The organism is Streptomyces rectiviolaceus, assembly GCF_039533825.1.
Taxonomy (GTDB): Bacteria; Actinomycetota; Actinomycetes; order Streptomycetales; family Streptomycetaceae; genus Streptomyces; species Streptomyces rectiviolaceus.
Genome location: NZ_BAAAUG010000039.1, coordinates 8,268 through 30,386, shown reverse-complemented (window position 1 = coordinate 30,386; position 22,119 = coordinate 8,268). Strand labels below are relative to the sequence as shown.

Here is a 22,119-nt window from a genome sequence, read left to right as displayed (position 1 = left end):
ATGACCGGAAAGGGCGGGACGGCACTCCGCTTGATGTATTTCCTCACTGCGCTGCTTCTCTGCGCGCCGTCGGCATGGGCCGGTCCCCGCGATCCCGGACCGCCGCCCTACCCCGTGCCCCAGTGGCCTGGTCCGGCCTCCGACCACCGGCAGCCGCCCCGCGCCCCTGCCTCCCCTCACGCCCCGCGACCCGAGGCCGAGAAGGAGCCAGCGGCCGACGTGGCAACGGAGATCAACCGGCGCCGCACCGAAGCGAGATGTCCACGGGTCCGGCTGCAACGCTCCCTCAACCGGGCCGCCCGGGCGCACAGCGCCGACATGGCCGACCGCCAGCGACTCACCCACACGGGAGGAGACGGGAGCCGCCCGGCCGACCGGATGCGCGCCGCCGGCTACCGCCCCGCCTTCAGCGGCGAGGCGCTCGCCTCCGGCTCCACCACCGCGGGTGCCGCCGTCAGGAGGTGGATGGAAAGCCCCCCGCACCGGGCCATCATCCTCGGCTGCCGTTACACCCACGCGGGCGTGGGCGTCGCGGCAGGCCCCAACGGCCCGTGGTGGACGGTGGATCTGGCCGCACCCCAGTGAGTCAGCCGACGTCCGAGTCCCACCACCAGGCGATGCAGGGCGCTTGCTCCACCGGGCCGGGCCGGCGATCGGAAGGCTCATCTGCCCAGGCCGGCAACGTGTGCTCCAACTCCTCCGGCCAGTGCCCCAGGCTGAGATACCGGGGGACGCGCATCCCCCACTCGTTGTTGCCGCGCACCCCGTACCGCAGCCCCTGCAGGTACGTCGCGAGGTCCGTGCCCGCGGTCGGCCTGACGCGGTCGTGCAAGTGGAGGAAACGCAGCAGGATGCGGTCGCGCAGCACGTTGGCCTGGTCGACGGCCTCCTGCAGCGGGACTCCCCGCTCGGCCATGAGGACGGTGTAGATGTTCTGGTCGGCCTGACCGTGGCTCAGTTCCTTGTGCAGCGAGTGCCGGTCGTTGTCGAGCGAGGCCACCATGATCGCCATCTCGGTCAGCGCCTGCACCGACGGGTGATGGAGATCCCGGTCGGGCACCTCAGCCCCGGTGGCCAGTTCCAGCAGCGCGAACGTGGGGTGACCACCCGCCGACAACAGCCGCATCGCCAGGAATTCGTCAAGACCCGGCATACGGCCCGCTGCCTGGTTGCCGATCTGCCAGGACACCCCCGACAGCCACGCCCGGTGCGCCTGCGCGAACCGGTGGACCTGCGTGGGCGGGGCGAAGGAGCGGAAACGACGCATGATGTCCTGCAAGGCGCCGATGAACCGGTCGTCGGCCACCGCCGAGTCGGTCTCGCACGCCCGCTGCACCTGGCCGGCCAGGGCGTTGAACTGGGCGGGACGCCCGCTCAGCGGTCCGCTGTCGCACCGTGCGTCGTCGAAACCGAAGCCCCAGTACACCCAGAGGACCGCCGCCAGCAATCGGTCGTCGTCGGCCACGGGAGCGAACCGGGCGAAGAAGTCAGCACTGTGGGTCGCCACGACCCACGCCTTCTCCCTTTCCGACGCGCACATACCACTGCTCTCGACCCATTCCACGGCCCGTTTTTCGATGTGCCGGACGTGGGGGTGAACGGCAGATTCCAGCGGGCAATAGAGCGGCGGCAGTTCCACTTCGGACAGTCGGAATTCCATGGCGGCATTCACCTTCCGGCGAAAGGACTGGGGGCGAGCCACGATCATCTGGGACCTCGTGCGGTGACGCGATGAGACGTGCCCGAGGACCGGCCGCGTCAACCGAAGGAATGGCGGTGGATGGGCCGTTGACTTCGCGCCGCGCGGCTGCCCCTTAGATCACACTTCCGGCAGGCCTGTGACCAGGGACAACAGCCGTCGTTTAAGCAGGCATGCGATCTCGTACCTTTCAGCGTGCCGTTGTCCTGCTCGTAGTTGTGGCCGCCCTGCAGGGCGGTGCGTCCGCCATGGCCGACGAGCACAAGCCCAGCGGCAAGTCAGCCCCGACCAACCCCCTCCAGCCGTTCGCGCAAGGCGCATCGGCGTTCGTCAGCATGGCCGCACCGTTCGTCAACGCGGCCAGCGACACCGTGTTCCCCAGGTCCTAAGAGTCATCGAGAGGTCCTAAGAGTCATCGAGGGGGAGAGCGAGCCCCGTCACGGCACCATCAGCCCGGGTCGGCCGACCGGAAGCGAACCTCAACCTCCAGCCGCGCCCCGCTCTCCCTCAGCTCCACCACCCCGACGCGCCCCGCGGCACGCACATCCGCCTCCGCGGGCCTGAAGCTCTCCAGGCTCGCGGCAGGGCCCGTCACCACGAGGCCCGCCACCTCGGCCCGCATGGACAGCTGCGCCCGAGACTTCGCCCTGCGGATCGCCGCGATGACCTCCGAGGCCGTCGCCAGGACCGAGGCGTCCGCTCCCGCGGGGGCCTCCGGGGTCGGCCACGCCGCGCGGTGGACCGACCCCGGGGCGTACCAGGACCACACTTCCTCCGTCACGAAGGGGAGGACCGGCGCGAACAGCCGGAGCAGCGCGTCAAGGACGGCCCGCAGCGTCGCCCGCGCCGACTCCGTCCCTGCGCCCTCGCCTTCCCCCTCCCCCTGGTCGCCGTACGCCCGCGCCTTGACCAGCTCCACGTAGTCGTCGCAGAAGCGCCAGAAGAACCGTTCCGTACGCTCCAACGCCCGCGCGTAGTCGAAGTCGTCGAAGGCCTCGGTCGCCTCATCGACGGTCGCGGCGAGTTCGGCGAGCACCGCCAGGTCCAGCGGCTCGGTGACCGGAGCCGGGGCCTGTCCGTCCGCCGCACCGAGGCTCAGCACGAACTTGCCGACGTTCAGGACCTTTGTCGCCAGGCGGCGGCCGACCTTCATCTGGCCGACGTCGAACGCCGTGTCCGTGCCGGGCCGCCCGCTCGCCGCCCAGTAGCGGACCGCGTCCGAGCCGTGCTGCACGAGCAGGTCCCCGGGCGTGACCGCGTTCGACTTGCTCTTCGACATCTTCTTGCGATGGGGGTCGAGGATCCAGCCGGAGATCGCGGCATGACGCCACGGCAGTTCGCCCTGCTCGGCGTGCGCACGCACCACCGTGGCGAACAGCCAGGTACGGATGATCTCGTGCGCCTGCGGCCGGACGTCCATGGGGAAGACCCGCGCGAACAGATCCGGGTCCGTGCGCCACCCGCCCGCGATCTGCGGGGTGAGCGAGGAGGTGGCCCAGGTGTCCATGACGTCCGGGTCGCCGGTGAATCCGTGCGGCGCGCCGCGCCGGTCGTCCTCGTATCCTGGCGGCGCCTCCGCGCTCGGGTCGACGGGCAGTGCGGACGCGTCCGGGACGATCGGGTGGGCGTGGTCCGGCTCGCCGTGGCCGTCCAGCGGGTACCAGACCGGGATCGGCACGCCGAAGAAACGCTGACGGCTGACCAGCCAGTCGCCGTTCAGTCCGCCGACCCAGTTCTCGTAGCGCACCCGCATGTGCGGCGGATGCCATGCCAACTCGCCGCCGCGCGCCATGAGTTCGTCCCGCAGCCGCTCGTCGCGGCCGCCGTTGCGCAGGTACCACTGCCGGGTGGTGACGATCTCCAGGGGCCGGTCGCCCTTCTCGTAGAACTTCACGGCGTGTGTGACGGGCCGTGGCTCGCCCTCCAGTTCACCGCTCGCCCGCAGCAGCTCGACGATCCGCTCCCGCGCGGTGTGCGCCGTGGCGCCGGCCAGCTTCGCGTACGCAGCGACGGCCGCCGGCGATTCGACACCACTCGGCGGCTGTGTGAGGAAGCGGCCGTCCCAGCCGATCACCGGGCGCGTGGCGAGCCGCAGCTCGCGCCACCACGTGACGTCGGCCGTGTCACCGAACGTGCAGATCATCGCGATCCCCGTGCCCTTCTCCGGGACCGCGGCACGGTGGGCCACGACGGGCACGTCGACGCCGAAGAGCGGTGTGCGGACCGTCGCGCCGATCAGGTGCCGGTGGCGCTCGTCATCGGGGTGCACGACCAGGGCGACGCAGGCCGGGAGCAGTTCGGGCCGGGTCGTGTCGATCGCGACGGGCCGGTCGTCCGGGCCGTGGAAGGTGAGCCGGTGGTAGGCGCCTGGGCGCTCCCTGTCCTCCAGTTCGGCCTGCGCGACGGCCGTGCGGTACGTGATGTCCCACAGGGTGGGCGCCTCGGCGACGTACGCCTCGCCGCGCGCCAGGTTGTTGAGGAACGCGAGCTGCGCGGTGGCGCGCGCCTCCGTGCCGATCGTCCGGTACGTACGCGACCAGTCGACGGACAGGCCGAGCATCCGCCACAGTTCCTCGAATGCCTTCTCGTCCTCGATGGTGAGGCGTTCGCACAGTTCGATGAAGTTCCGCCGGGAGACGGGGAGTTGTTGCTTTCCCGGCTTCTCCGGCGGCCGGAACGACGGGTCGTACGGCAGCGCCGGATCGCACCGCACACCGAAGTGGATCTGGACGCGGCGTTCGGTCGGCAGGCCGTTGTCGTCCCAGCCCATCGGATAGAAGACTTCCTTGCCGCGCATGCGCTGATAGCGGGCGACGGTGTCGGTGTGCGTGTACGAGAAGACGTGTCCGACGTGCAAGGAGCCGCTGACCGTGGGCGGCGGGGTGTCGATGGAGAAGATCTCGTCCCGCGTCCTCGACCGGTCGAAGGCGTATACGCCCGTCTCGTCCCATCGCCGCGACCATTTCTCTTCGAGCCCGTCGAGAACAGGCTTGTCGGGGACGCCGTCCGCGCTCATGCGATGGGTGTGGGTCATGCTCCGCATGCTAGGTGCGGGCGGGATTTGACGGCCTCCTGTTTTCGGCGGCAGGCTCATGCGACTCACGGGGAGGACAGCACAATGGAATCAGCACGCGCGTCGGCGGCGCGGCAGGACGTGGCGGCTCGGGTCGCGGGGCCGTTCATCGAGTCGAACAGGCCGCGGTCCGTCTTCGCGCCGTGGTGGATGCCGCCGCTGACCGGCGTCGTCGCGGGCGTGCTCGCGTACGTCACCGCCGACGACACCCTCGTCCGTACGCTGCTGCCGCTCGCCGCCGCCCTGCTCGGCTGGCTGCTCGGCGCCGCCTGGCCGCGCCTGAAGGCGCGTACCGTCTGGCGGTTGAGCGGCGCGGGGCTCCAGCGGCTGCGCGGGGGCCGGGCCACGGCGACGACGTACTCCTTCTCGCGCGAGCGACCCCTGCTGCTCAGCGCGATGGCCCTCGAAGTGCGCGCGCCCACCGACTACGGCTCGACCAAGGTCGGCAACCTCTGCGCGATGGGCCTGGAGGACATGGGCATCGCCATGTTCCCCTTCTGGGTCACCACCCGGCGGCTCGGCGCCCCGCTGCGGCTCTTCGACGGGCCAGGCGAACCGGAGGGCAACGCGGCCGCCCGCGAGGCGGGCTTCGCACGGCGCGAGGCGGCGCTGCTCTCGGCATCGGCCGAGGGGCCGCTGACCGCACGGGCAGCGGGACCGGTCGAGCTCTCCCGGCCCGAAGCGGAGGTCCGCTCGCGCAAGCTGGGGCGGCGGATCGGCTTCTGCGTCGTGGGGCTCGTCGGTCTCGGCGCGGTCGTCGTGCCGTCGGACGACAGCGTCGAGGGGCGGGTGGCCCTGATCGGCTCGCTCGCCACGGTGGTCCTGGTGTGGGCCGCGGGCTCCTTCTACCGCCTGCTGCGCACCCCGCCCGCGCACTGGACCGTGAGCCCGCAGGGTGTCACCGCCCGCGACCCGTGGTTCGGCACGACGGAGCTGCCCGCGTCCGCGATCGCCGGGATCGTGCCCACGGAGCTCACCCGCGAGACCGGCGACGGCAAGGTCAGCGTCTCGCTCATCCTGCAGTTCTACGGCCACGACCTGTCCCTGATCGGCACCTCCTACTCGGGCGAGGTCCCGCCGGACGAGCTGCTCGCCGTGCTCCGCTCGCGCGGCTACCGCGTGATCCAGGACCAGCAGCACAGCAACGCCTACGACGTGGACCCGGCCTTCCTGCCGCACCAGTTGCTGCCCGAGGCGCGGTTCACGCTCGGCGTCGACCAGGTGGGCTGGGAGGGCGAGCGCGGCGCGATCCGCATCCCGCGCACGGAGATCTCCGGCCTTGAGCTGCACACCCGGTCCGGCCATCCGTGGCTGCGGCTGCGTGGCACGCAGGGCGAGGAACTTCTTCACGCTCCGCTGGGCGCGCTGCGGATCTCCCGCAGTGAACTGCGGGACCAGGCAAGGGCGTTGGGCTACCCGGTGAGCGATCCGGAGCGGGACGCTTACGAGTCGGCGGCGTTCGCCGGGCTTTCGGCGCCGACGGCCGCGCCCGCGTACGCGCCGCCCGCTCCCCCGGCAGCCGCCGCACCCGTCTCACCTGCCGCCCCTGCCGCAGAAGTGACCGTGGGCATGCCCGGCGGCACCCGCAAGTGGTACTACATCACCGGTATGGTCGCCGGCGTCATCGTGATGGGCGTGCTCGCCTTCAAGCTGCGCTATCTCTTCGACAGCGGCCTGAGCTGGGCGGCCTGGGGCGTTCCCGCGGGCGCTGCGGCCGGCGCGCTCGGCGCCTTGCTGTACGACCGGCGCCGCCCTGCGCTCGTCCTGGGCGGGCACGGCATCCGGATGGCGGCCAACGGCGGCCAGGGGAAGGCCGAGTGGCAGCACGAACGGCCGTCGATCGGCGGCGTGGGCGTCGACGACCACGACGACAGCGTCGAGGCGCTCCTCGTCTGGTCGCCGACGGGGCAGGTCATCCGCAAGGAGAGCCTGAACGTCCCCGACCCCGAGGAGCTGCGGCTCGCCTGCGAGCGGACCGGACTGCCCTGGGGGCGGCCGGACCTGGGGGCGTGGGGGCCGCCGCCGGAGCTGTAGTCCGACGACGGCCCTTTCCGGGGATCCCTGACAGACCGGGGTCGCCGGGTGTGTCAGGCGGAGACGATCGCGGGGTCGCTGACCCCGGCCTGGCCGTTCTCCACGTGCCCGGCGAAGCGCCGCAGGAAGGTGCCGTCCGCGTCGGACTTCACCGTCACGTCGTACCAGCGCTTGCTCGTGCGCAGGTCGACGGTGTGCTCGACGGTGCCGCCCGCCTTCACCTTGAACGTCTGAGCCGCGCCTCCGTAGGCGTTGGAGACGCTGAGGTTGACGTCGGCGGTGCCCGCGTTCGTGAGGGTCAGCTTGAGGTTGCCGGTGGCCTTGTCGTGGCGGGCGGTGACCTCGGGGCCCGCGGTCTTGCCGGGTCCCTTGAAGACGCGCAGGAAGCCGTTCGGTCCGAACACCGACAGGTCGTACGCCCCCTTCGAGTACGCCGTGTTCCAGGTGTCGGCGATCTTCTTGCCTGCCTCGGTGGTGTACGTCCAGGGGCCGTCCGTGCGGTTGCCGGAACGGACGTGGAAGCAGACGCCCGCCGCGTCACCGCCGCTGAAGGTCAGCGTGAACTTGCCGTCGGCGGGCGTTGCCGTTCCGTCCACCAGCGGGGCGTACGGCAGCGGGCGCGCGGGCCGGGAGCCGGACTCCTGCTTGGGCAGGTTCGCCTTCGCGGGCGCCTTGGGCACGTAGTCGGGGTGGCGCTCGTTGTCCGGCGGCTCGTAGGCGCCGGTGTCCGGCAGCTTCGCGGGGTCGGTGTCCGTGCCGCCGAAGTCGAAGGCGGAGGTGAGGTCACCGCAGATGGCGCGCCGCCACGGCGAGATGTTCGGCTCCTTGACGCCGAAGCGGGTCTCCATGAACCGGATGATCGACGTGTGGTCGAAGACCTCGGAGTTCACATAGCCGCCGGTGCTCCACGGCGAGACGACGACCATCGGGACGCGCTGGCCGAGGCCGTAGTGCCCGGCGGCGTACTGCGCGTTGCCCGGGAAGTAGTCCAGTGCCGTGTCGACGGTGGACTTGCCCTGGTTGGCGTCCTTGGGGACGTACGGCGGGACGATGTGGTCGAAGTAGCCGTCGTTCTCGTCGTACGTGATGAACAGCGCCGTCTTGGCCCACACGGCGGGGTTGGAGGTGAGCGCGTCCAGGACCTGGGCGATGTACCAGGCGCCGTAGTTCACCGGCCAGTTGGGGTGCTCGCAGAAGGCCTCGGGCGCGGCGATGTAGGAGACCTGCGGGAGCTTGTCGGCCTTCACGTCGGCCTTCAGGAGGTCGAAGTAGCCGTCGCCCGCCTTCACGTTCGTGCCGGTGCGCGCCTTGTCGTAGAGGGGGTCGCCGGGCTTGGCGTTGCGGTACTTGTTGAAGTAGAGCAGCGAGTTGTCGCCGTAGTTCCCGCGGTACGCATCGTCTATCCAGCCCCACTTTCCGGCCGCGTCCAGGCCGTCGCCGATGTCCTGGTAGACCTTCCAGGAGACCCCGGCCTGCTCCAGGCGCTCGGCGTACGTCGTCCAGTCGTAGCCCGCCTCCTGGTTGCCCAGGATCGGGCCGCCGCCCTTGCCGTCGTTGCCGACGTGGCCCGTCAGCATGTAGTAGCGGTTGGGGTCGGTGGCCCCGATGAACGAACAGTGGTAGTCGTCGCAGACGGTGAACGCGTCGGCGAGTGCGTAGTGGAACGGGATGTCGTCGCGCGTCAGGTAGGCCATCGTCCGCTCGGACTTGGCGGCGATCCAGTTGTCGTACTTGCCGTTGCCGAAGGCGCTGTGGCCGCCCGCCCAGTCGTGGTCGAGACCCGCGATGAACTGCATGCCGAGGTCCTCGGCGTCCGGGTGGAAAGGCAGCACTTCCTTGCCGCCGCCCGACTGGTTCCAGACGGGTTTTCCGCTGGGCAACGTCACGGGGCGCGGGTCGCCGAAGCCGCGTACGCCCTTCATCGTGCCGAAATAGTGGTCGAAGGACCGGTTCTCCTGCATCAGGACGATGACGTGCTCGACGTCCTCGATGGAGCCGGAGCGACGCTGGGCGGGCAGGGCGGCGGCGCGGGCGATGCTCTGCGAGAGCGTCGCGAAGGCTGCGGTGCCGCCTGCGAGTTGCATGAACCGGCGTCGATTGAGTTCTGGCATGAGTGGATTCGACCTCGTGTTGTGGGGTGTGGGGGACGTGAGCGGGTGAAGTGTTTCAAGGGGAGCAAGGATGAGGGAAGGGGCCGTGACCTGGATGTGAAGAGAAGTCCAACCCTTGATGGGCAGGACACAAGTCCCGACCTTATGGGGCCTAAAGTCCCGTATTTGACATATGTGAACCGAGATCCCGTTCATCCAGTCCCACGCGTCACTGCCGGTGCTGCTCATGACGGGCGCGGTGATGGCCTTCGGCCTGTGGCTGCCGTTCTCGCCGCTGGCCTAGTACATCCGGCGCTACGGCAGCTGGCTCTGAGGCCGCCGGGCCTGACGCCGTCAGCTCGTGAGGACGACGAGTCGCTGGGTCGCCCGGGTCATCGCGACATAGCGGTCGACGGCTCCTTCGATCCCCTCGCCGAAGTTCTCGGGGTCGATGAGGACGACCAGGTCGAACTCGAGCCCCTTCGCGAGCTCCGGTGTCAGTGACCGGACGCGGGACGTCGCGCGGAAGGCGGGATCGCCGATGACACAGGCGATCCCGTCGGCGTGCGCGGCGAGCCAGCTGTCGAGGACCGAGTCCAGGTCCGCGACGGATCCGTGCACGACGGGGATGCCGCTGCTGCGGATGGAGGTCGGCACGTTGGCGTCCGGGAGCGCGGCCCGGATGACCGGCTCGGCCTCCGTCATGACCTCTTCCGGCGTCCGGTAGTTGACGCTCAGGGACTCCACGCTCACGCGGTCGAGCCCGGCCCGCTCAAGGCGTTCCTGCCACGACTCCGTGAAGCCGTGCCTGGCCTGCGCGCGGTCCCCGACGATGGTGAAGCTCCGGGACGGGCAGCGAAGGAGCAGCATCTGCCACTCCGCGTCGGTCAGCTCCTGGGCCTCGTCCACCACGACGTGCGCGAAGGGTCCCGCGAGCCGGTCCGGGTCGGCGGGCGGCAGTTCGGACTCGTCGACCAGGCTGACCTGGGCGTCCTGACCGCGCAACATCGTCACCAGGCCTTCGCCGTCGTCACCGTCGGCGCCGGAGGCGGAGGCGGCGTCGATGAGGTTGTCGACGACCTGCGCCATCTGCTCCCGCTGGGCGGCGAGGATGGCCTCCTGCCGGCGCTTGCGCCGGGCCGCCTCCGGGTCGCCGAGCCGCTGCCGTGCCGCGTCCAGGAGCGGCAGGTCGGACACCGTCCAGGCCTGGGGGACTTCCTTGCGCTTCAGCTTGCGCACCTCGTCCGGGCTGAGCCAGGGGGCGCACATCCGCAGGTAGGCGGGCACCGACCAGAGGTCTCCGACAAGGTCCGCGGCTTCGAGCAGCGGCCAGGCGCGGTGCAGGGTGGTGACCAGCTCCTCGTCGTGCCGCAGCGACCTCTCGAAGAGCTCGCCGGGAACGTCTCCGTCGAGCTTGTCCAGGAGGATCGCGACGAGCTCCTCCCAGACCTGCTCGCGTGCCTCGTTGTGCGGGGTGCCGTGTCCCGCCGCGTCGAACGCCTCGGCCCAGTCGTCGGCGCTCAGCCAGACGTCGGCCCAGTCGGTGGAGACCGTCATCCCCTTGGTGGGCGGCTCCTCGTAGAACCTGACGGCCTTCTCGATCGCCTTCACCATGCCCGCGGACGACTTCAGGCGGGCCACCTCCGGGTCGCTCTCGGCCTGCGCCCCGGCACCCTCGGCGACGAGGTCCTGCAGGATGCAGGTCTGCACGCCCTCCTCCCCGAGGCTGGGCAGGACGTCGGAGACGTAGTTCAGGTAGGGCCGGTGCGGGCCGACGAACAGCACGCCGCCCCGGCTGTGCCCCAGGCGGGGGTCGGAGTAGAGGAGGTAGGCGGAGCGGTGCAGGGCGACGACGGTCTTGCCCGTGCCCGGGCCGCCGTCGACGACGAGAGCACCGCGGGAGCCCGCCCGGATGATGGCGTCCTGGTCGGACTGGATGGTGGCGAGCACGTCACGCATCCGGGCCGAGCGGTTGCCGCCCAGGCTGGCGATGAACGCGGACTGGTCGTCAAGGGCCGCATGGCCCTCGAGCCCGTCGGCGGTGAACACCTCGTCCCAGTAGTCGCTGATCAGGCCGTCGGTCCAGCGGTACCTGCGGCGGCTCGCCAGGCCCATCGGGTCGGCGTGGGTCGCCGCGAAGAACGGCTCGGCGGCGGGGGCTCGCCAGTCGAGCAGCAGCCGGCGCCCCTCGCTGTCGGTGAGGCCGAGCCGCCCGATGTACACGGGCTCGGGGTCATCGGCGGTGACGATGTGCCCGAGGCACAGGTCGAGGCCGAAGCGGCTCAGGGCGCGCAGCCGACCGGTCAGGCGGTGGATCTCCAGGTCCCGGTCCATCGCCTCACGGCCGATGCCGCCGGGCGCCTTGCGCTGGGCGTCGAGGCGGTCGGACACGTCGGCGATGGTCTGCTCGAGGCTCTGTGCGATGGCAGCGAAGTGCTTCTCGTCCCTGGCGATCAGCGTCGGGTCGGCCTTGGGGGCGAGGTGGGCAGGAAGGTCGAACGCAGACAGCAACGCAGGCACTTGGTGAATCTCCCGTTTCCGCAGGTCCTGGCTTTGGCCTGCGATTGTGCGGCATCACCGGGGCCTTGCCGCAAGCCCCCCTGTGCGCTATAAATTAAGAGTGGCAAGGAGTGGGAACACCTCCTTGCCTCTTCTTTTTGCTCTTCTCTATCCTCTTCTTCTTGCTGTTCTTCTTCCTGTTCTTCTGCTGCTCTCTCTTCTGAGGAGAGTCATGACGGCACGCATCCATGGCACCTGCGCCCCCGGATTCGAGGGCGTACGCGAGGAGTTCGAGCGTAACTTCACCGAGCGCGGCGACCTCGGGGCGTCCGTCGCGGCCACCGTGGACGGCGAGTTCGTCGTCGATCTGTGGGGCGGTGAAGCGGACAAGACGGGCACGCGCGCGTGGGAGCGCGATTCGCTGGTGAACGTGTACTCCACGACCAAGGGCATGACCGCGCTGTGCGCGCATCTGCTCGCCGACCGTGGCGAGCTCGACCTGGACGCGCCGGTCGCCCGCTACTGGCCGGAGTTCGCCCAGGAGGGCAAGGCGGACATCCCGGTGCGCTGGCTGCTGAGCCACCGCTCCGGGGTGATCGCGCCGCGCGAGCCCATGACGTCGGACGACCTCTACGACTGGGAGAAGGTGTGCGGGGCGCTGGCCGCGGCGCCGCCGTGGTGGAAGCCGGGCTCGGCCCAGGGGTACCACGCGGTGAGCTACGGCTATCTGGTCGGCGAGGTCGTCCGGCGGATCACGGGCGTCTCGCTCGGTACGTTCCTGCGGAGCGAGGTCACGGGGCCGCTGGGAGCGGACGTCTTCGTCGGGACCCCGGAGAGCGAGCACGGCCGGTGCGCGAACATGGCGAGGCCGCTCGCTTCGGACGGCCCGCGCGGCGCGCTCGGCTCCGCTCCTCCGCCCGCGCCGCCGGTGAGCTCGATCGACGACCACCCGATGGCCGTCGTGACGCTCGCCCTGCAGTACCTGCCCGTCGGCAACGTGAACAGCGCGGCCTATCGGTCCGCCGAGATCCCCGCGGCCAACGGGCACGCGTCCGCCCGGGGGCTCGCGACGGTGTACGCGGCGCTGGGAGGCGGGGAGTTGCTGAGCCCCGCGGCGCTGGAACGGCTGCGGACGCGGCAGAGCGAGCCCGACGAGCCGGACCTGGTCCTTGCGGCGGGCACGGCGTGGGGTGAGAAGTGGGAGTGGGGGCTCGGCTACATGCTGAACCTGTACGGGCAGGCCGGGCCGAACCCGCGGGCCTTCGGGCACGGGGGCGCGGGCGGGTCCTACGCGTTCGCCGATCCGGAGAACCGGGTCTCGTACGCGTACGTGATGAACCGGATGGGCGGCGGGACCTCGGGGGAGGATCTGCGGAGCGTGCATCTGGTGGGGGCGCTGTACCGAAGCCTGAGGTGACGGACTCGGGGAACGTAATCTGCCCCCATGGAGCAGCACACCCCCCGCCATCGCCCGTCAGGGCAGTACGCCGCCGCCGACACCCGCAGAGCGGCCATCATCGACGCCGCTCTCGCGCTCTTCGCCAAGGCGGGCTACCTGAACTCCTCCCTGGCGAAGATCGCCGCGGAAGCGGGCACCTCCGCCACCGTCATCACCCACCACTTCGGATCGAAGCAGCGCCTCCTGATGGCGGTCCTCGAAGCCCGCGAGGAGCGCACGGTCCGTACGTTCGGACGGCTGGGCCCCGATTCCGGCGGCGACGACGTGCGCGCGCTGTTCCGGGAGGTGCTCGCGCTTGCGGCGTACAACCTGACCCAGCCGGGGCTCATCGAGCTGCACACCAGGCTGTCGGCGGAGGCCGGTGATCCCTCGCACCCGGCACACGCCTACTTCGCCGAGCGGTACGAACGCGTCGCGCACTCCCTCGCGTCGGTGCTGCAACGCTCCTTCGACGCAGGGCAGTTGAGGTCCGGCACCGACCCGGAGAGCATCGCCCGCGAGATTCTCGCCGTCTCCGACGGGCTTCAGGTGCAGTGGGCCATCGCCGAAGGGCGCCTGGATTTCGTCGGGTTGTACCGCGCGCACCTGGACCGGCTCACCCAAGCCCTCACCGTGGACGGGAAGGGCTTGGGCGGGCCGACCGAGGCGGAGCGGCTCCCCTAGGCCGTCTCCTCAGTGGTACTGGCCGACCTCGTAGTCACCCGCGGGCTGCCGGGTGATGACGTTGCCGCGGTTGAAGGCGTTGATCACGGCGATCAGGGTCACCAAGGCGGCGAGCTGGTCCTCGTCGTAGTGCTTGGCGGCATTGGCCCACACCTCGTCGCCGACACCACCTGCCGCGTCCGCGATGCGGGTGCCCTCCTCCGCCAGTTCGAGCGCGGCGCGCTCGGCCTCGGTGAACACCTTGGCCTCCCGCCAGGCGGCGACCAGGTGGAGGCGCACCTGCGTCTCCCCTGCGTGCGCCGCGTCCTTGGTGTGCATGTCGATGCAGCCGGCGCAGCCGTTGATCTGGCTGGCGCGGAGCATCACCAGTTCGCGCGTCGCGGCCGGCAGCGTCGACTCCGTGAGCGACTTCGCCGCGGCGACGATGTGCTTCATGGCCTTGGCCGCGACCGGGCTTGCCATGAGGTTCAACCGAGCTTCCATGGTGCACTCCTGTGTGGTTGCCGCTGGGTACACCTCCTTGACGGATCAGCCCCGCGCTTCATGACAGGCGCGAAGGTGACGTGGGTCTCCCTGCCGCCGCCTGGCGCGCCACCCCCGTCAGCCGGATGTCGCGCGACGACGACCCGACGTACACCGCGCGCCGACCTTCGGGGCGCACCCAGCGGCCACGGTCCGTGTCCCAGTACGACAGCTGCCGCTCGGCGACCCGCACCCTGACCCGACGTGACTCCCCCGCGCGGAGTTCGACGCGGTCGAAGGCGGCCAGCGTCCTCACGGCCATCTCGACGTCGGCGCCGCGCGGCGCGCCCACGTACACCTGCGGGACCTCCGCGCCCGTGCGGCGCCCCCGGTTGGTCACCGTGAACGACACCTCGTAGTCCGCGCCCGCCCGGCGCACGGACAGATCGCGGTAGCCGAACTCCGTGTAGGACAGGCCGTGTCCGAAGGGGAAGAGGGGCTCGATGTCCGCTTTGTCGAAACCGCGGTAGCCGGTGAAGATGCCCTCGCTGTAGGTGACAACGCCGTCGACGCCGTAGTAGCGCTCGGGGTGCGCCGGGTCCAGGGTGGGGTGGTCGGTGTCCTTCTTCGGCCAGGTCACCGTGGCCTTGCCGCCCGGGTTCGCGCGGCCGGTGAGGAGGTCGGCGGTGGACCAGCCGCCCTCCTGGCCGACGTAACCGGTGTGCAGGATCGTGCCGACCTCGCGGCGCCAGGGCATCGTCGCAGGGCAGCCGGTGGTGAGGACGACGACCGTACGCGGGTTGGCCCTGGCGACCGCCGTGATCAGCTCGTCCTGGTGGGCGGGGAGCGTCAGGGTGGTGAAGTCGCCGCTGCCGCCCACCGATCCGCCCGAGCCGTTGAAGGCGAAGACGACCGGTGTGTGGACGCGCTGGGCAAGCTTCGCCGCCGCGGCGACGGACGCGGTGCGCTGCTCGAGGGTCACCCAGGCGAACCGCACCTGGACCGGGCCGCGTTCGGCGATGGTCGTGGCCCAGCCGGTGGCCTTGACGACGACCTGGTAGGACTTGCCGCCGGTGAGCTGGACGGGGTCGGCCTGGCCGTTGTCGAGGCCGTCCGTGGTCGGGACGATCGATGACCACTTGCGCGCGAAGCTGTCGCGGGCGCCCGCGGCGGTCGTCAGCTCCAAGCCGTCGAGGCTCAGCGAGACCGCCGCGCCCCAGCCCTGGATCTTGAGCGCGTACTCGCCCGTGGTGGGCGGCACGAAGGTGCCGGTCCACTCGGCCGTCGTACCGACCGGGAGTGCCTTGTCGCCGACGAAGTCGACCGTCTTGTCCTTGCCCTCGTCCTTGCCCTCGTCCTTGCCGCCGCCCTTGCGGGTCAGGCCATCAGGGAACGCAGAGGCGGGGACTGCCGTACCCGTGAGATCGACGCCGACTTCGTACGCGATCTTCCGCTTGGTGCTGCGGCGCAGTGCGTCGAGCGGGCTGACCATGCGCTCTTCGAAGCCGTACGCGCGCTCGCCCGAGACCGATGTGGCGACCTGGCCCGCGGTCGGGCCGATGAGCGCGAGGTCGCGCAACGCGGCGTGCGACAGCGGAAGACCGCCGTCGTTGGCAAGCAACACCGCGCCCTGCGTGGCGACTTCGCGGGCGATGCGGGCGCCCGCCCTGACGTCGATCCGCTTGCGGGCGGGTACGCGGCTGCCGTCGAGCATGCCGAAGGCGTCGTACCGGCCGAGGATGCGGGAGACGGCGGTGTCCAGGGCGGCCTCGGGGATGGAGCCGTCCTTGATGGCCTTCTTCAGCGGCCCTCCGTAGAAGGAGCCGTCCCACATCTGCATGTCCTGGCCCGCTTCGAGCGCGGCCGTGGAGTGGGTGGCGCCCCAGTCGGATGTGACGAAGCCCTTGAAGCCGAGTTCGCCGCGGAGGATGTCGGTGAGGGTGGTGCTCTGCTCCGAGTTCCACTGGCCGTTGAGGTGGTTGTACGCCGACATGACCGAGGCGACACCGGCACGGACGACGGCCTCGAAGGCGGGCAGGTACAGCTCGTGCAGCGTGCGGTCGTCGACCACGAAGTCGTAGGAATTCTCCGGCTTCTCGCGGTCGAACTCGTGCAGGCGTTGGTTGTTGGCGAGGAAGTGCTTGGCCTGGGCGAGCATTCCCTGTGCCTGGACGCCCTCGACCTGGGCAGCGCCGATCAGGCCGTTGAGGTAGGGGTCCTCGCCGGACTGGTCCTTGTTGCGGCTGAAGAAGGGCGTGCGGGAGAGCTCGATCTGCGGGGCGAGCAGCACGTCCATGTCGAGGGTGCGGCCCTCGCGGCCCATGACTTCGCCGTACTCACGGGCGAGTTCGAGGTTGAAGGAGGAGCCGAGCGTGGCGACCGGCGGGAGGCCGGTCGCGGACTTGGTGACGTTCACGCCCGCCGGGCCGTCGCTCAGGCGCAGCTCCGGTATGCCCAGGCGCTTGACGCCCGGCAGGTACCCGGCCTGTCCCAGTCTTCGCGGGTCGGTGGCGCCGTGGACGAGGCTGATCTTCTCGTCGAGGGTGAGGCGGGCGATGAGCCCCCGGACGCGGCGCGTGGCGGCGGCCGCGCCCGGGGAGGCGGTGCCTCCGGTACCGGCGGATTCGGCAGCGGCGGCGGGCGAGCCCGCGGCGCTCTGGCCGGCGGCGGCCACGAAGGCGAAGGCGGCTGCGGTGCCGCCCAGTTGCTTCATAAGTTCACGACGTGTGGTGGCAGGCATGGCGAAATGGCCTCCGAACGCGGCTCTGGGCATGCCGAACTGGGTCGACGACGCCAAGAGCTGAATACGTCATCCGCGCCAGTGCGGTGTTACGGGGCATGAGTCTTGATTGGTTGAACGGTGAAGGTCAAGGCTCGCGTCGGGAAAACTTTGTGGGTCGTTCAGTTTTGTGGTGAGGGGTGAGGACGGCCGGGTCCCTGTGTGTCATTGCGACCTCGTGAACGCGGTGCCGTACGGGGAATAGCGAGGCGATCACGGCGGTCGTCCAAGGTGACACCCACGTCGGTTCACGGTTCACGGCACGGTTCACGGCACGGTTCACGGCACGGTTCATGGCACGAAGCGAGGGAGCACATGTCCAAGGCGTACGTATTCACCCGGTTCGGCGGTCCTGAAGTGGAGGCCTTCGTCGACCAGGGCCCACCGGAGCCCGGCCCGGGTCAGCTCCTGGTCGCGGTGCGGGCGGCGGGGGTCAACCCGGTCGACTGGAAGCTGCGGGCCGGTAAGCGGAGGCCCGGGGCACCGCCCGCCGAGTTCCCCGAGGTGCTGGGGAGCGAGGTCGCCGGGGTGGTCGAAGCGGTCGGCGCGGACGTCGAGGGCTTCGCGGTCGGCGACGCGGTGTTCGGCAATCCGGACACCGGCGGCTACGCCGAGCACACCCTCCTTCCCGCCTCACTCGCCGCGCACAAGCCCCGGGGCCTGACCTTCGCGGAGGCCGCCGCGCTGCCGGTCGCGGTGGCGACCGCGTACGACGGGGTGCGCCAGCTGGATCTGCCCGCGGGGGCGACGATGCTGATCACCGGGGTCGGCGGTGGGGTGGGCGTGGCCGCGGCGCAGTTGGCGCTGCACTTCGGCGTCCGTGTCGTGGGCACGGCGAGCGCGGGCAAGAAGGACTTCGTCGAGTCCCTGGGAGCGGTACATGTGCCCCCGGGGCCCAACCTTGCGGACCGGGTGCGGGCGGTCGCGCCGGGCGGCCACGTCGACGCGGTCTTCGATCTGGTGGGCGGCGATGACCTCGTGGCGGTGGCGTCCCTTCTCCCCGACCCCAAGGGGAAGCTGATCACGGCCGCGGCCAAGGAGACGGTCGCCGATCTTGGCGGGGCGGCGGTGGCGCGGGCGCGGACCAGTGAGGTCCTGGACGCGGTGGCGCGGCTTGCCGTCGACGGGGTGCTGCGGCCTCAGGTGACGGCGACGTATCCGCTGGAGCGGGCCGGTGAGGCGCTCCGTGCGGTGGAGGGCGGGCATGCGCGCGGCAAGGTCGTGATCGAGGTGGGCGCGTGACGGGGGCAGGCCTTGAGGCCCCGAACCGTGCGGCGCCCCCGCGTGGGCCGCACCCCTTGGACAACCCCGCCTACGCCGCGTTGAACGGGCCCCACGCCCGGTTCGCCGAGCGGCGGGGGCGGGTGGTGCGGTATCAGCTGGACGTGTCGCCGTGGCTCGGTCTTCCCGAGGCTCCGGAGGCGGGCGACTGGGCGGATCTCGCCGCGCTCGCGGGGGCCGGCGTGGAAGTGCCGCTGCCGGGTGTGCGGGTGGCGCTGCCGGAGGGGTGGGAGGTGACGTTCGACATGGAGGGCGTGCAGTTGGTGGACGACGGGGTTGCCGCCGCGCCCGATCCGGAGGCCGTGCGGCTCGGGGCGGCTGACGTGCCGGAGATGCTGGACCTGGTCGAGCGCACGCAGCCCGGCCCCTTCCTGCCGCGCACCGTCGAGCTCGGCACGTACCTCGGCATACGCCGCGGGGGCGCTCTCGTCGCGATGGCCGGGGAGCGGTTGCGTCCGCCGGGGTGGACGGAGATCAGCGCGGTCTGCACGGACCCGGGGTTCCGGGGGGAGGGTCTTGCGTCGCGGCTGGTCCTGGCGGTGGCCGATGGGATCCGCGCCCGCGGGGAGACTCCGTTCCTGCATACGTCGGCGCGAAACACCGAGGCCATCCGGTTGTACGAGTCGCTGGGCTTCCGGCTGCGGCGGAGGACGCGGTTTCTTGCGGCTCGGGTGCCGCCGGTGGGGGGTGGGGGCTGAGGGGTCCCTGCGGGGCTTGTGCGGGCTGCGGAGCTGGGTCGTCTGTGGGTGCGGGGCCGCGCCGGTATGTCCGTCCTCGCTATCGTCCGGTGGCCGCCTTGGTGCTTCGAGGCTGGAGTGCTGGGAACCGTGCTCCGGGCGGACATACCGGCACGTCCCCTCGCGTCTCGACGCCGACCGGAGGTGCGCGGGTCCTGCGGCGCGGTCCGTCTGTGGGGGCGGGGCCGCGCCGGTATGTCCGTCCTCGCTATCGTCCGGTGGCCGCCTTGGTACTTCGGGGCTGGAGTGTTGGGAACCGTGCTCCGGGCGGACATACCGGCACGTCCCCTCGCGTCTCGATGCCGACCTCGGGTGCGCGGGAGCTGCTGTCACAGCAGGCAGAACTCGTTCCCCTCGGGGTCAGCCATCTCCACATGATCCGGTTTTCCCTGCATCTCATGCTCGCGAACGACCCTCGCCCCGGCAGCGGTCAATCTTTTGACCGCCGCGACGACCCGCGGCCACCGCACCTCCCAGGGAGTCTCACGGCCGCCGCCCACCTGCACATCCAGGTGGAGCCGGTTCTTGACCACCTTCGACTCCGGGACCTTGAGAAAGGAGAGGCTGGGGCCCGAGCCGTCCGGGTCCGACAGATAGGCGCCGTCGTCCCACTCCTCCTCCGGGACCTCATGGTGCGCGAACCACGCTTCCCAACTGGCGAAGCCGGCCGGTGGGGGCTTCTGGGCGTAACCCAGCGCCAGCGCCCAGAACTTGGCCAGCTCGCCCGGCTTCGCGCAGTCGATGGTCACGGTCCACTTGGTCGACATGGATGCTCCCCCTCAGGACGCGATGGAGCGAGCGTGCCATGTGGGACTGACAGCGGGGCTGAGATGATCACCGGATGAGTCCCGTCATCTCCATCGGATCCGCCGCCGCCCGCCCCTGCACACTCGTAGTGTGCCGGGGTTGCTGTTGCGGCGACGCGCGCAAGCATCCCGGCACGGACCACGACTGGCACCTCGCGCGGATGCGGGCCGCCGCCGCGGAGTCGGCAGGGCGGTTCGCGGTGCGTACGAGTGAGTGCCTCGGACCCTGCGGGCAGGCGAACATCATCGTCGTACAGCCCTCGCGAGAAGGGCGCAGGCGAGGTGGTCGAGCCGTCTGGGTCGGCTTCGCCATGGACGACGAGTCGATCGACGAGATAATCGCGTGGGCCGAGGCGGGCGGGCCGGGGATCGCCGCACCGTCGGCAGCACTCACGCTGCAGGTGGTCGATCCCCGGAAGGCCTGAGGTTCAGGCCGCCGACCTCGAACCCTCGAGGACCTTGTCGAGGAAACCGTGCAGGTTCGCCACGGTGCGCGCGTTCTGCTCCTCCAGAGTGAGGCTCTCCTCGAAGCGGCGGGCCAGTGCCGTGGTCTTCTTGCCTCGTACGTAGAGGGAGCAGGCGAGGTCCGCGCAGATGTAGATGCCGACCGAGTTGCCCTGGCGGCCCGCCGGGCCGGAGAGGGGCGCCACGAGCAGGGTGATGCCCGAGCCTGACTGCGGAGTCACGCAGACCGAGCAGATGCTGGACTTGAGCAGGCTCCTGCGCGCGCCGGTCGAGGCGCGCAGCGCGATGCCCACGTACTCGCCGTCCCGTTCGGTCACGATGTAGCCGCGGTCCGGGGCCTTGGGGTCACGCCACCCGAGGAAGTCCAGGTCGGACCAGGGAGTCTCCGGGAAGCCCGCAGGGAGAGTGAGTCTGCGGGCTTCGCCCTTGGAGCAGTTGACGAAGGCCGCGCGAATCTCTTTCTCGCCGATAGGTTCCATGATCCGGAATTTATCAACCGCCACGTCGAGTCGTCCTCCCCTTTTTCCGGGGGGGGCGCCGCCGGAACCTCGTGGGAGGACACCAGCCCACACTCACTTGCAGTCGGCATCGAGACGCGAGGGGACGTGCCGGTATGTCCGCCCGGAGCACGGTTCCCAACACTCCAGCCCCGAAGTACCAAGGCGGCCACCGGACGATAGCGAGGACGGACATACCGGCGCGGCACCGCACCCACAGACGGACCGCGCCGCAGTCCCCACGCACCCGCAGCCGGTATCGAGACGCGAGGGGACGTGCCGGTATGTCCGCCCGGAGCACGGTTCGCGGCACTCCGGGGCCGAAGTAGCCCGGCGGCCACCGGACGATAGCGAGGACGGACATACCGGCACGGCCCCGCACCCACAGACAGGCCCGCACCGGAGCCCCGCAGCCAGGCCCCGCTCAAGGCCCAGGGGCCAGGTTCAGCCCAAGTACCCCAACCCCGGATGCACCGCCCGGTACCCCTCCACCAACCGCCGCGCCACCGTCACGGAATCCACCAGCGGATGCAGTGCGAACGCCTTCACCGCCGTGGCGCGTGAGCCGGTCTCCGCGGCGGTAAGCACCTCCCGCTCCACCGCCTTCACCGCGCACACAAGCCCCGTCGCATGACCGGGCAGCGGGTCGACGGCCATGGGATGCGCTCCGTTGGCATCGACGGAGCACGGCACCTCGATCACCGCGTCGGCGTCCAGCGCCGAAAGGGTCGTGCGATTGCGGACGTTGAGGATCAGCGTCGTCCGCTCGTCGCGCGCGATCGCCCGCATCAGGGCGAGGGCGACCTTCTCGTACCCCCCGGATTCGAGGTCCTCGGCCGCACGCTCCCCGACACCCGCGGCCTCCCGGTTCTCGGCCATGTACGTGGCCTCACGCTCCGCACGCGTCGCGTCCCAGGCCTTCAGCGCCGACGCCGAGGCCGACGCCTCCCCCCGCCCCAACTCATCGTAGAACCGTGCCTGTTGGTCGCGGAGGAACGCTCCCCGCGTCTGCTCCGCCTCCTGGTAGGCACGGACCGCCTCGCGGTTGAAGTAGTAATAGTGCAAGTACTCGTTCGGGATGGCTCCCAGTGACTGGAGCCACTCCGCACCGAAGAGCCGCCCCTCCTCGAACGAGCCCAGCATCTGCGCATCGCCGAGCAGCCGCGGCAGCTCATCGCGCCCCGCGATCCGCAGGCCCCGCAGCCAGCCCAGGTGGTTGAGGCCGACGTAGTCGATGAACGCCTCGTCGGGGTTGCCGCCCAGCATGCGCGCCACGCGGCGCCCCAGGCCCACCGGCGAGTCGCAGATGCCGATGACGCGGTCGCCGATGTGCCGGGACATGGCCTCGGTGACCAGGCCCGCGGGGTTGGTGAAGTTGATGACCCACGCGTCCGGGGCCAACTGCCGCACGCGTCGTGCGATGTCGACGGCCACGGGCACGGTCCGCAGGCCGTACGCGATGCCGCCCGCGCCGACGGTCTCCTGCCCAAGGACGCCCTCCGCGAGGGCGACCCGCTCGTCGGCCGCACGCCCCTCCAGGCCCCCCACCCTGATCGCGGAGAAGACGAAGTCCGC

The 22,119-nt window shown here is 70.8% G+C and carries 17 protein-coding genes; 8 read left to right on the top strand and 9 right to left on the bottom strand.

Annotated features, from left to right (window positions below; genetic code table 11):
- Positions 1-219 precede the first annotated feature (219 nt).
- Positions 220-585, top strand: coding sequence for a CAP domain-containing protein (locus ABD378_RS13235; RefSeq protein WP_344520897.1), 366 nt, complete (start codon positions 220-222; stop codon positions 583-585).
- A 1-nt stretch (position 586) separates the two neighbouring features.
- Here ABD378_RS13235 and ABD378_RS13230 read toward each other — a convergent pair whose 3' ends face one another.
- Positions 587-1,507 carry a terpene synthase family protein gene (locus ABD378_RS13230; protein ID WP_344520896.1) on the bottom strand — a complete coding sequence of 307 codons (921 nt, stop codon included), beginning with the start codon at positions 1,505-1,507 and terminating at the stop codon, positions 587-589.
- Between the two features lie 365 nt (positions 1,508-1,872).
- Here ABD378_RS13230 and ABD378_RS13225 point away from each other — a divergent pair, with 365 nt between their 5' ends.
- The gene (locus ABD378_RS13225; protein WP_344520895.1) at positions 1,873-2,088 is read left to right on the top strand and encodes a hypothetical protein; all 216 of its coding nucleotides are present in this window, start codon (positions 1,873-1,875) and stop codon (positions 2,086-2,088) included.
- 59 nt (positions 2,089-2,147) lie between these two features.
- Here ABD378_RS13225 and valS read toward each other — a convergent pair whose 3' ends face one another.
- On the bottom strand, positions 2,148-4,733 hold the full coding sequence (valS, locus tag ABD378_RS13220) for a valine--tRNA ligase (protein ID WP_344520894.1): 2,586 nt from the start codon (positions 4,731-4,733) through the stop codon (positions 2,148-2,150).
- A gap of 84 nt (positions 4,734-4,817) precedes the next feature.
- On the opposite strand from valS, the gene ABD378_RS13215 reads away from it, so the two are divergent.
- Positions 4,818-6,806, top strand: a complete 1,989-nt coding sequence (locus ABD378_RS13215) for a hypothetical protein (RefSeq protein ID WP_344520893.1) — start codon at positions 4,818-4,820, stop codon at positions 6,804-6,806.
- A 53-nt stretch (positions 6,807-6,859) separates the two neighbouring features.
- Here ABD378_RS13215 and ABD378_RS13210 read toward each other — a convergent pair whose 3' ends face one another.
- Together ABD378_RS13210 and helR are read right to left on the bottom strand one after the other, a co-directional pair.
- Positions 6,860-8,917, bottom strand: coding sequence for a phosphocholine-specific phospholipase C (locus ABD378_RS13210; RefSeq protein WP_344520892.1), 2,058 nt, complete (start codon positions 8,915-8,917; stop codon positions 6,860-6,862).
- Positions 8,918-9,250: 333 nt separating this feature from the next.
- Entirely contained in the window at positions 9,251-11,416 is a 2,166-nt protein-coding gene (helR, locus tag ABD378_RS13205; RefSeq protein ID WP_344520891.1) for an RNA polymerase recycling motor ATPase HelR, read from the bottom strand.
- A gap of 211 nt (positions 11,417-11,627) precedes the next feature.
- Between helR and ABD378_RS13200 the strand changes: the two genes are divergently transcribed.
- A complete protein-coding gene (locus ABD378_RS13200) occupies positions 11,628-12,812 on the top strand; it encodes a serine hydrolase domain-containing protein (RefSeq protein ID WP_344520890.1) in 1,185 nt (394 codons plus the stop codon).
- A gap of 27 nt (positions 12,813-12,839) precedes the next feature.
- Entirely contained in the window at positions 12,840-13,517 is a 678-nt protein-coding gene (locus ABD378_RS13195; protein ID WP_344520889.1) for a TetR/AcrR family transcriptional regulator, read from the top strand.
- A gap of 9 nt (positions 13,518-13,526) precedes the next feature.
- On the opposite strand, the gene ABD378_RS13190 is transcribed toward ABD378_RS13195, so the two are convergent.
- Positions 13,527-14,000, bottom strand: a complete 474-nt coding sequence (locus ABD378_RS13190) for a carboxymuconolactone decarboxylase family protein (RefSeq protein ID WP_344520888.1) — start codon at positions 13,998-14,000, stop codon at positions 13,527-13,529.
- A 58-nt stretch (positions 14,001-14,058) separates the two neighbouring features.
- Positions 14,059-16,719, bottom strand: a complete 2,661-nt coding sequence (locus ABD378_RS13185) for a beta-glucosidase family protein (RefSeq protein WP_344520887.1) — start codon at positions 16,717-16,719, stop codon at positions 14,059-14,061.
- A 354-nt stretch (positions 16,720-17,073) separates the two neighbouring features.
- On the opposite strand from ABD378_RS13185, the gene ABD378_RS13180 reads away from it, so the two are divergent.
- Both ABD378_RS13180 and ABD378_RS13175 read left to right on the top strand, forming a co-directional pair.
- A complete protein-coding gene (locus ABD378_RS13180) occupies positions 17,074-18,000 on the top strand; it encodes an NADP-dependent oxidoreductase (protein WP_344520886.1) in 927 nt (308 codons plus the stop codon).
- A complete protein-coding gene (locus ABD378_RS13175) occupies positions 17,997-18,737 on the top strand; it encodes a GNAT family N-acetyltransferase (protein ID WP_344520884.1) in 741 nt (246 codons plus the stop codon). The genes ABD378_RS13180 and ABD378_RS13175 overlap by 4 nt, the downstream gene beginning before the upstream one ends.
- 368 nt (positions 18,738-19,105) lie before the next feature.
- Here ABD378_RS13175 and ABD378_RS13170 read toward each other — a convergent pair whose 3' ends face one another.
- Positions 19,106-19,543, bottom strand: coding sequence for a VOC family protein (locus ABD378_RS13170; protein WP_344520883.1), 438 nt, complete (start codon positions 19,541-19,543; stop codon positions 19,106-19,108).
- A 74-nt stretch (positions 19,544-19,617) separates the two neighbouring features.
- Between ABD378_RS13170 and ABD378_RS13165 the strand changes: the two genes are divergently transcribed.
- Entirely contained in the window at positions 19,618-20,007 is a 390-nt protein-coding gene (locus ABD378_RS13165; protein ID WP_344520882.1) for a (2Fe-2S) ferredoxin domain-containing protein, read from the top strand.
- Between the two features lie 3 nt (positions 20,008-20,010).
- Here the strand turns inward: ABD378_RS13165 and ABD378_RS13160 are convergent, their stop codons facing one another.
- Positions 20,011-20,526 (bottom strand): FBP domain-containing protein, encoded by a 516-nt coding sequence (locus tag ABD378_RS13160; RefSeq protein ID WP_344520881.1) that lies wholly within the window; start codon positions 20,524-20,526, stop codon positions 20,011-20,013.
- A 462-nt stretch (positions 20,527-20,988) separates the two neighbouring features.
- Positions 20,989-22,119: family 4 glycosyl hydrolase (locus tag ABD378_RS13155; protein ID WP_344520880.1), on the bottom strand; the 1,131-nt coding region annotated here is incomplete at its 5' end.

Coding starts and splice junctions, on each gene's coding strand:
- ABD378_RS13225 (WP_344520895.1), top strand. CDS start 1,873: ATGCGATCTCGTACCTTTCAGCGTGCCGTTGTCCTGCTCGTAGTTGTG.
- valS (WP_344520894.1), bottom strand. CDS start 4,733: ATGACCCACACCCATCGCATGAGCGCGGACGGCGTCCCCGACAAGCCT.
- ABD378_RS13215 (WP_344520893.1), top strand. CDS start 4,818: ATGGAATCAGCACGCGCGTCGGCGGCGCGGCAGGACGTGGCGGCTCGG.
- ABD378_RS13210 (WP_344520892.1), bottom strand. CDS start 8,917: ATGCCAGAACTCAATCGACGCCGGTTCATGCAACTCGCAGGCGGCACC.
- ABD378_RS13200 (WP_344520890.1), top strand. CDS start 11,628: ATGACGGCACGCATCCATGGCACCTGCGCCCCCGGATTCGAGGGCGTA.
- ABD378_RS13195 (WP_344520889.1), top strand. CDS start 12,840: ATGGAGCAGCACACCCCCCGCCATCGCCCGTCAGGGCAGTACGCCGCC.
- ABD378_RS13190 (WP_344520888.1), bottom strand. CDS start 14,000: ATGGAAGCTCGGTTGAACCTCATGGCAAGCCCGGTCGCGGCCAAGGCC.
- ABD378_RS13185 (WP_344520887.1), bottom strand. CDS start 16,719: ATGCCTGCCACCACACGTCGTGAACTTATGAAGCAACTGGGCGGCACC.
- ABD378_RS13180 (WP_344520886.1), top strand. CDS start 17,074: ATGTCCAAGGCGTACGTATTCACCCGGTTCGGCGGTCCTGAAGTGGAG.
- ABD378_RS13170 (WP_344520883.1), bottom strand. CDS start 19,543: ATGTCGACCAAGTGGACCGTGACCATCGACTGCGCGAAGCCGGGCGAG.
- ABD378_RS13165 (WP_344520882.1), top strand. CDS start 19,618: ATGAGTCCCGTCATCTCCATCGGATCCGCCGCCGCCCGCCCCTGCACA.
- ABD378_RS13160 (WP_344520881.1), bottom strand. CDS start 20,526: ATGGAACCTATCGGCGAGAAAGAGATTCGCGCGGCCTTCGTCAACTGC.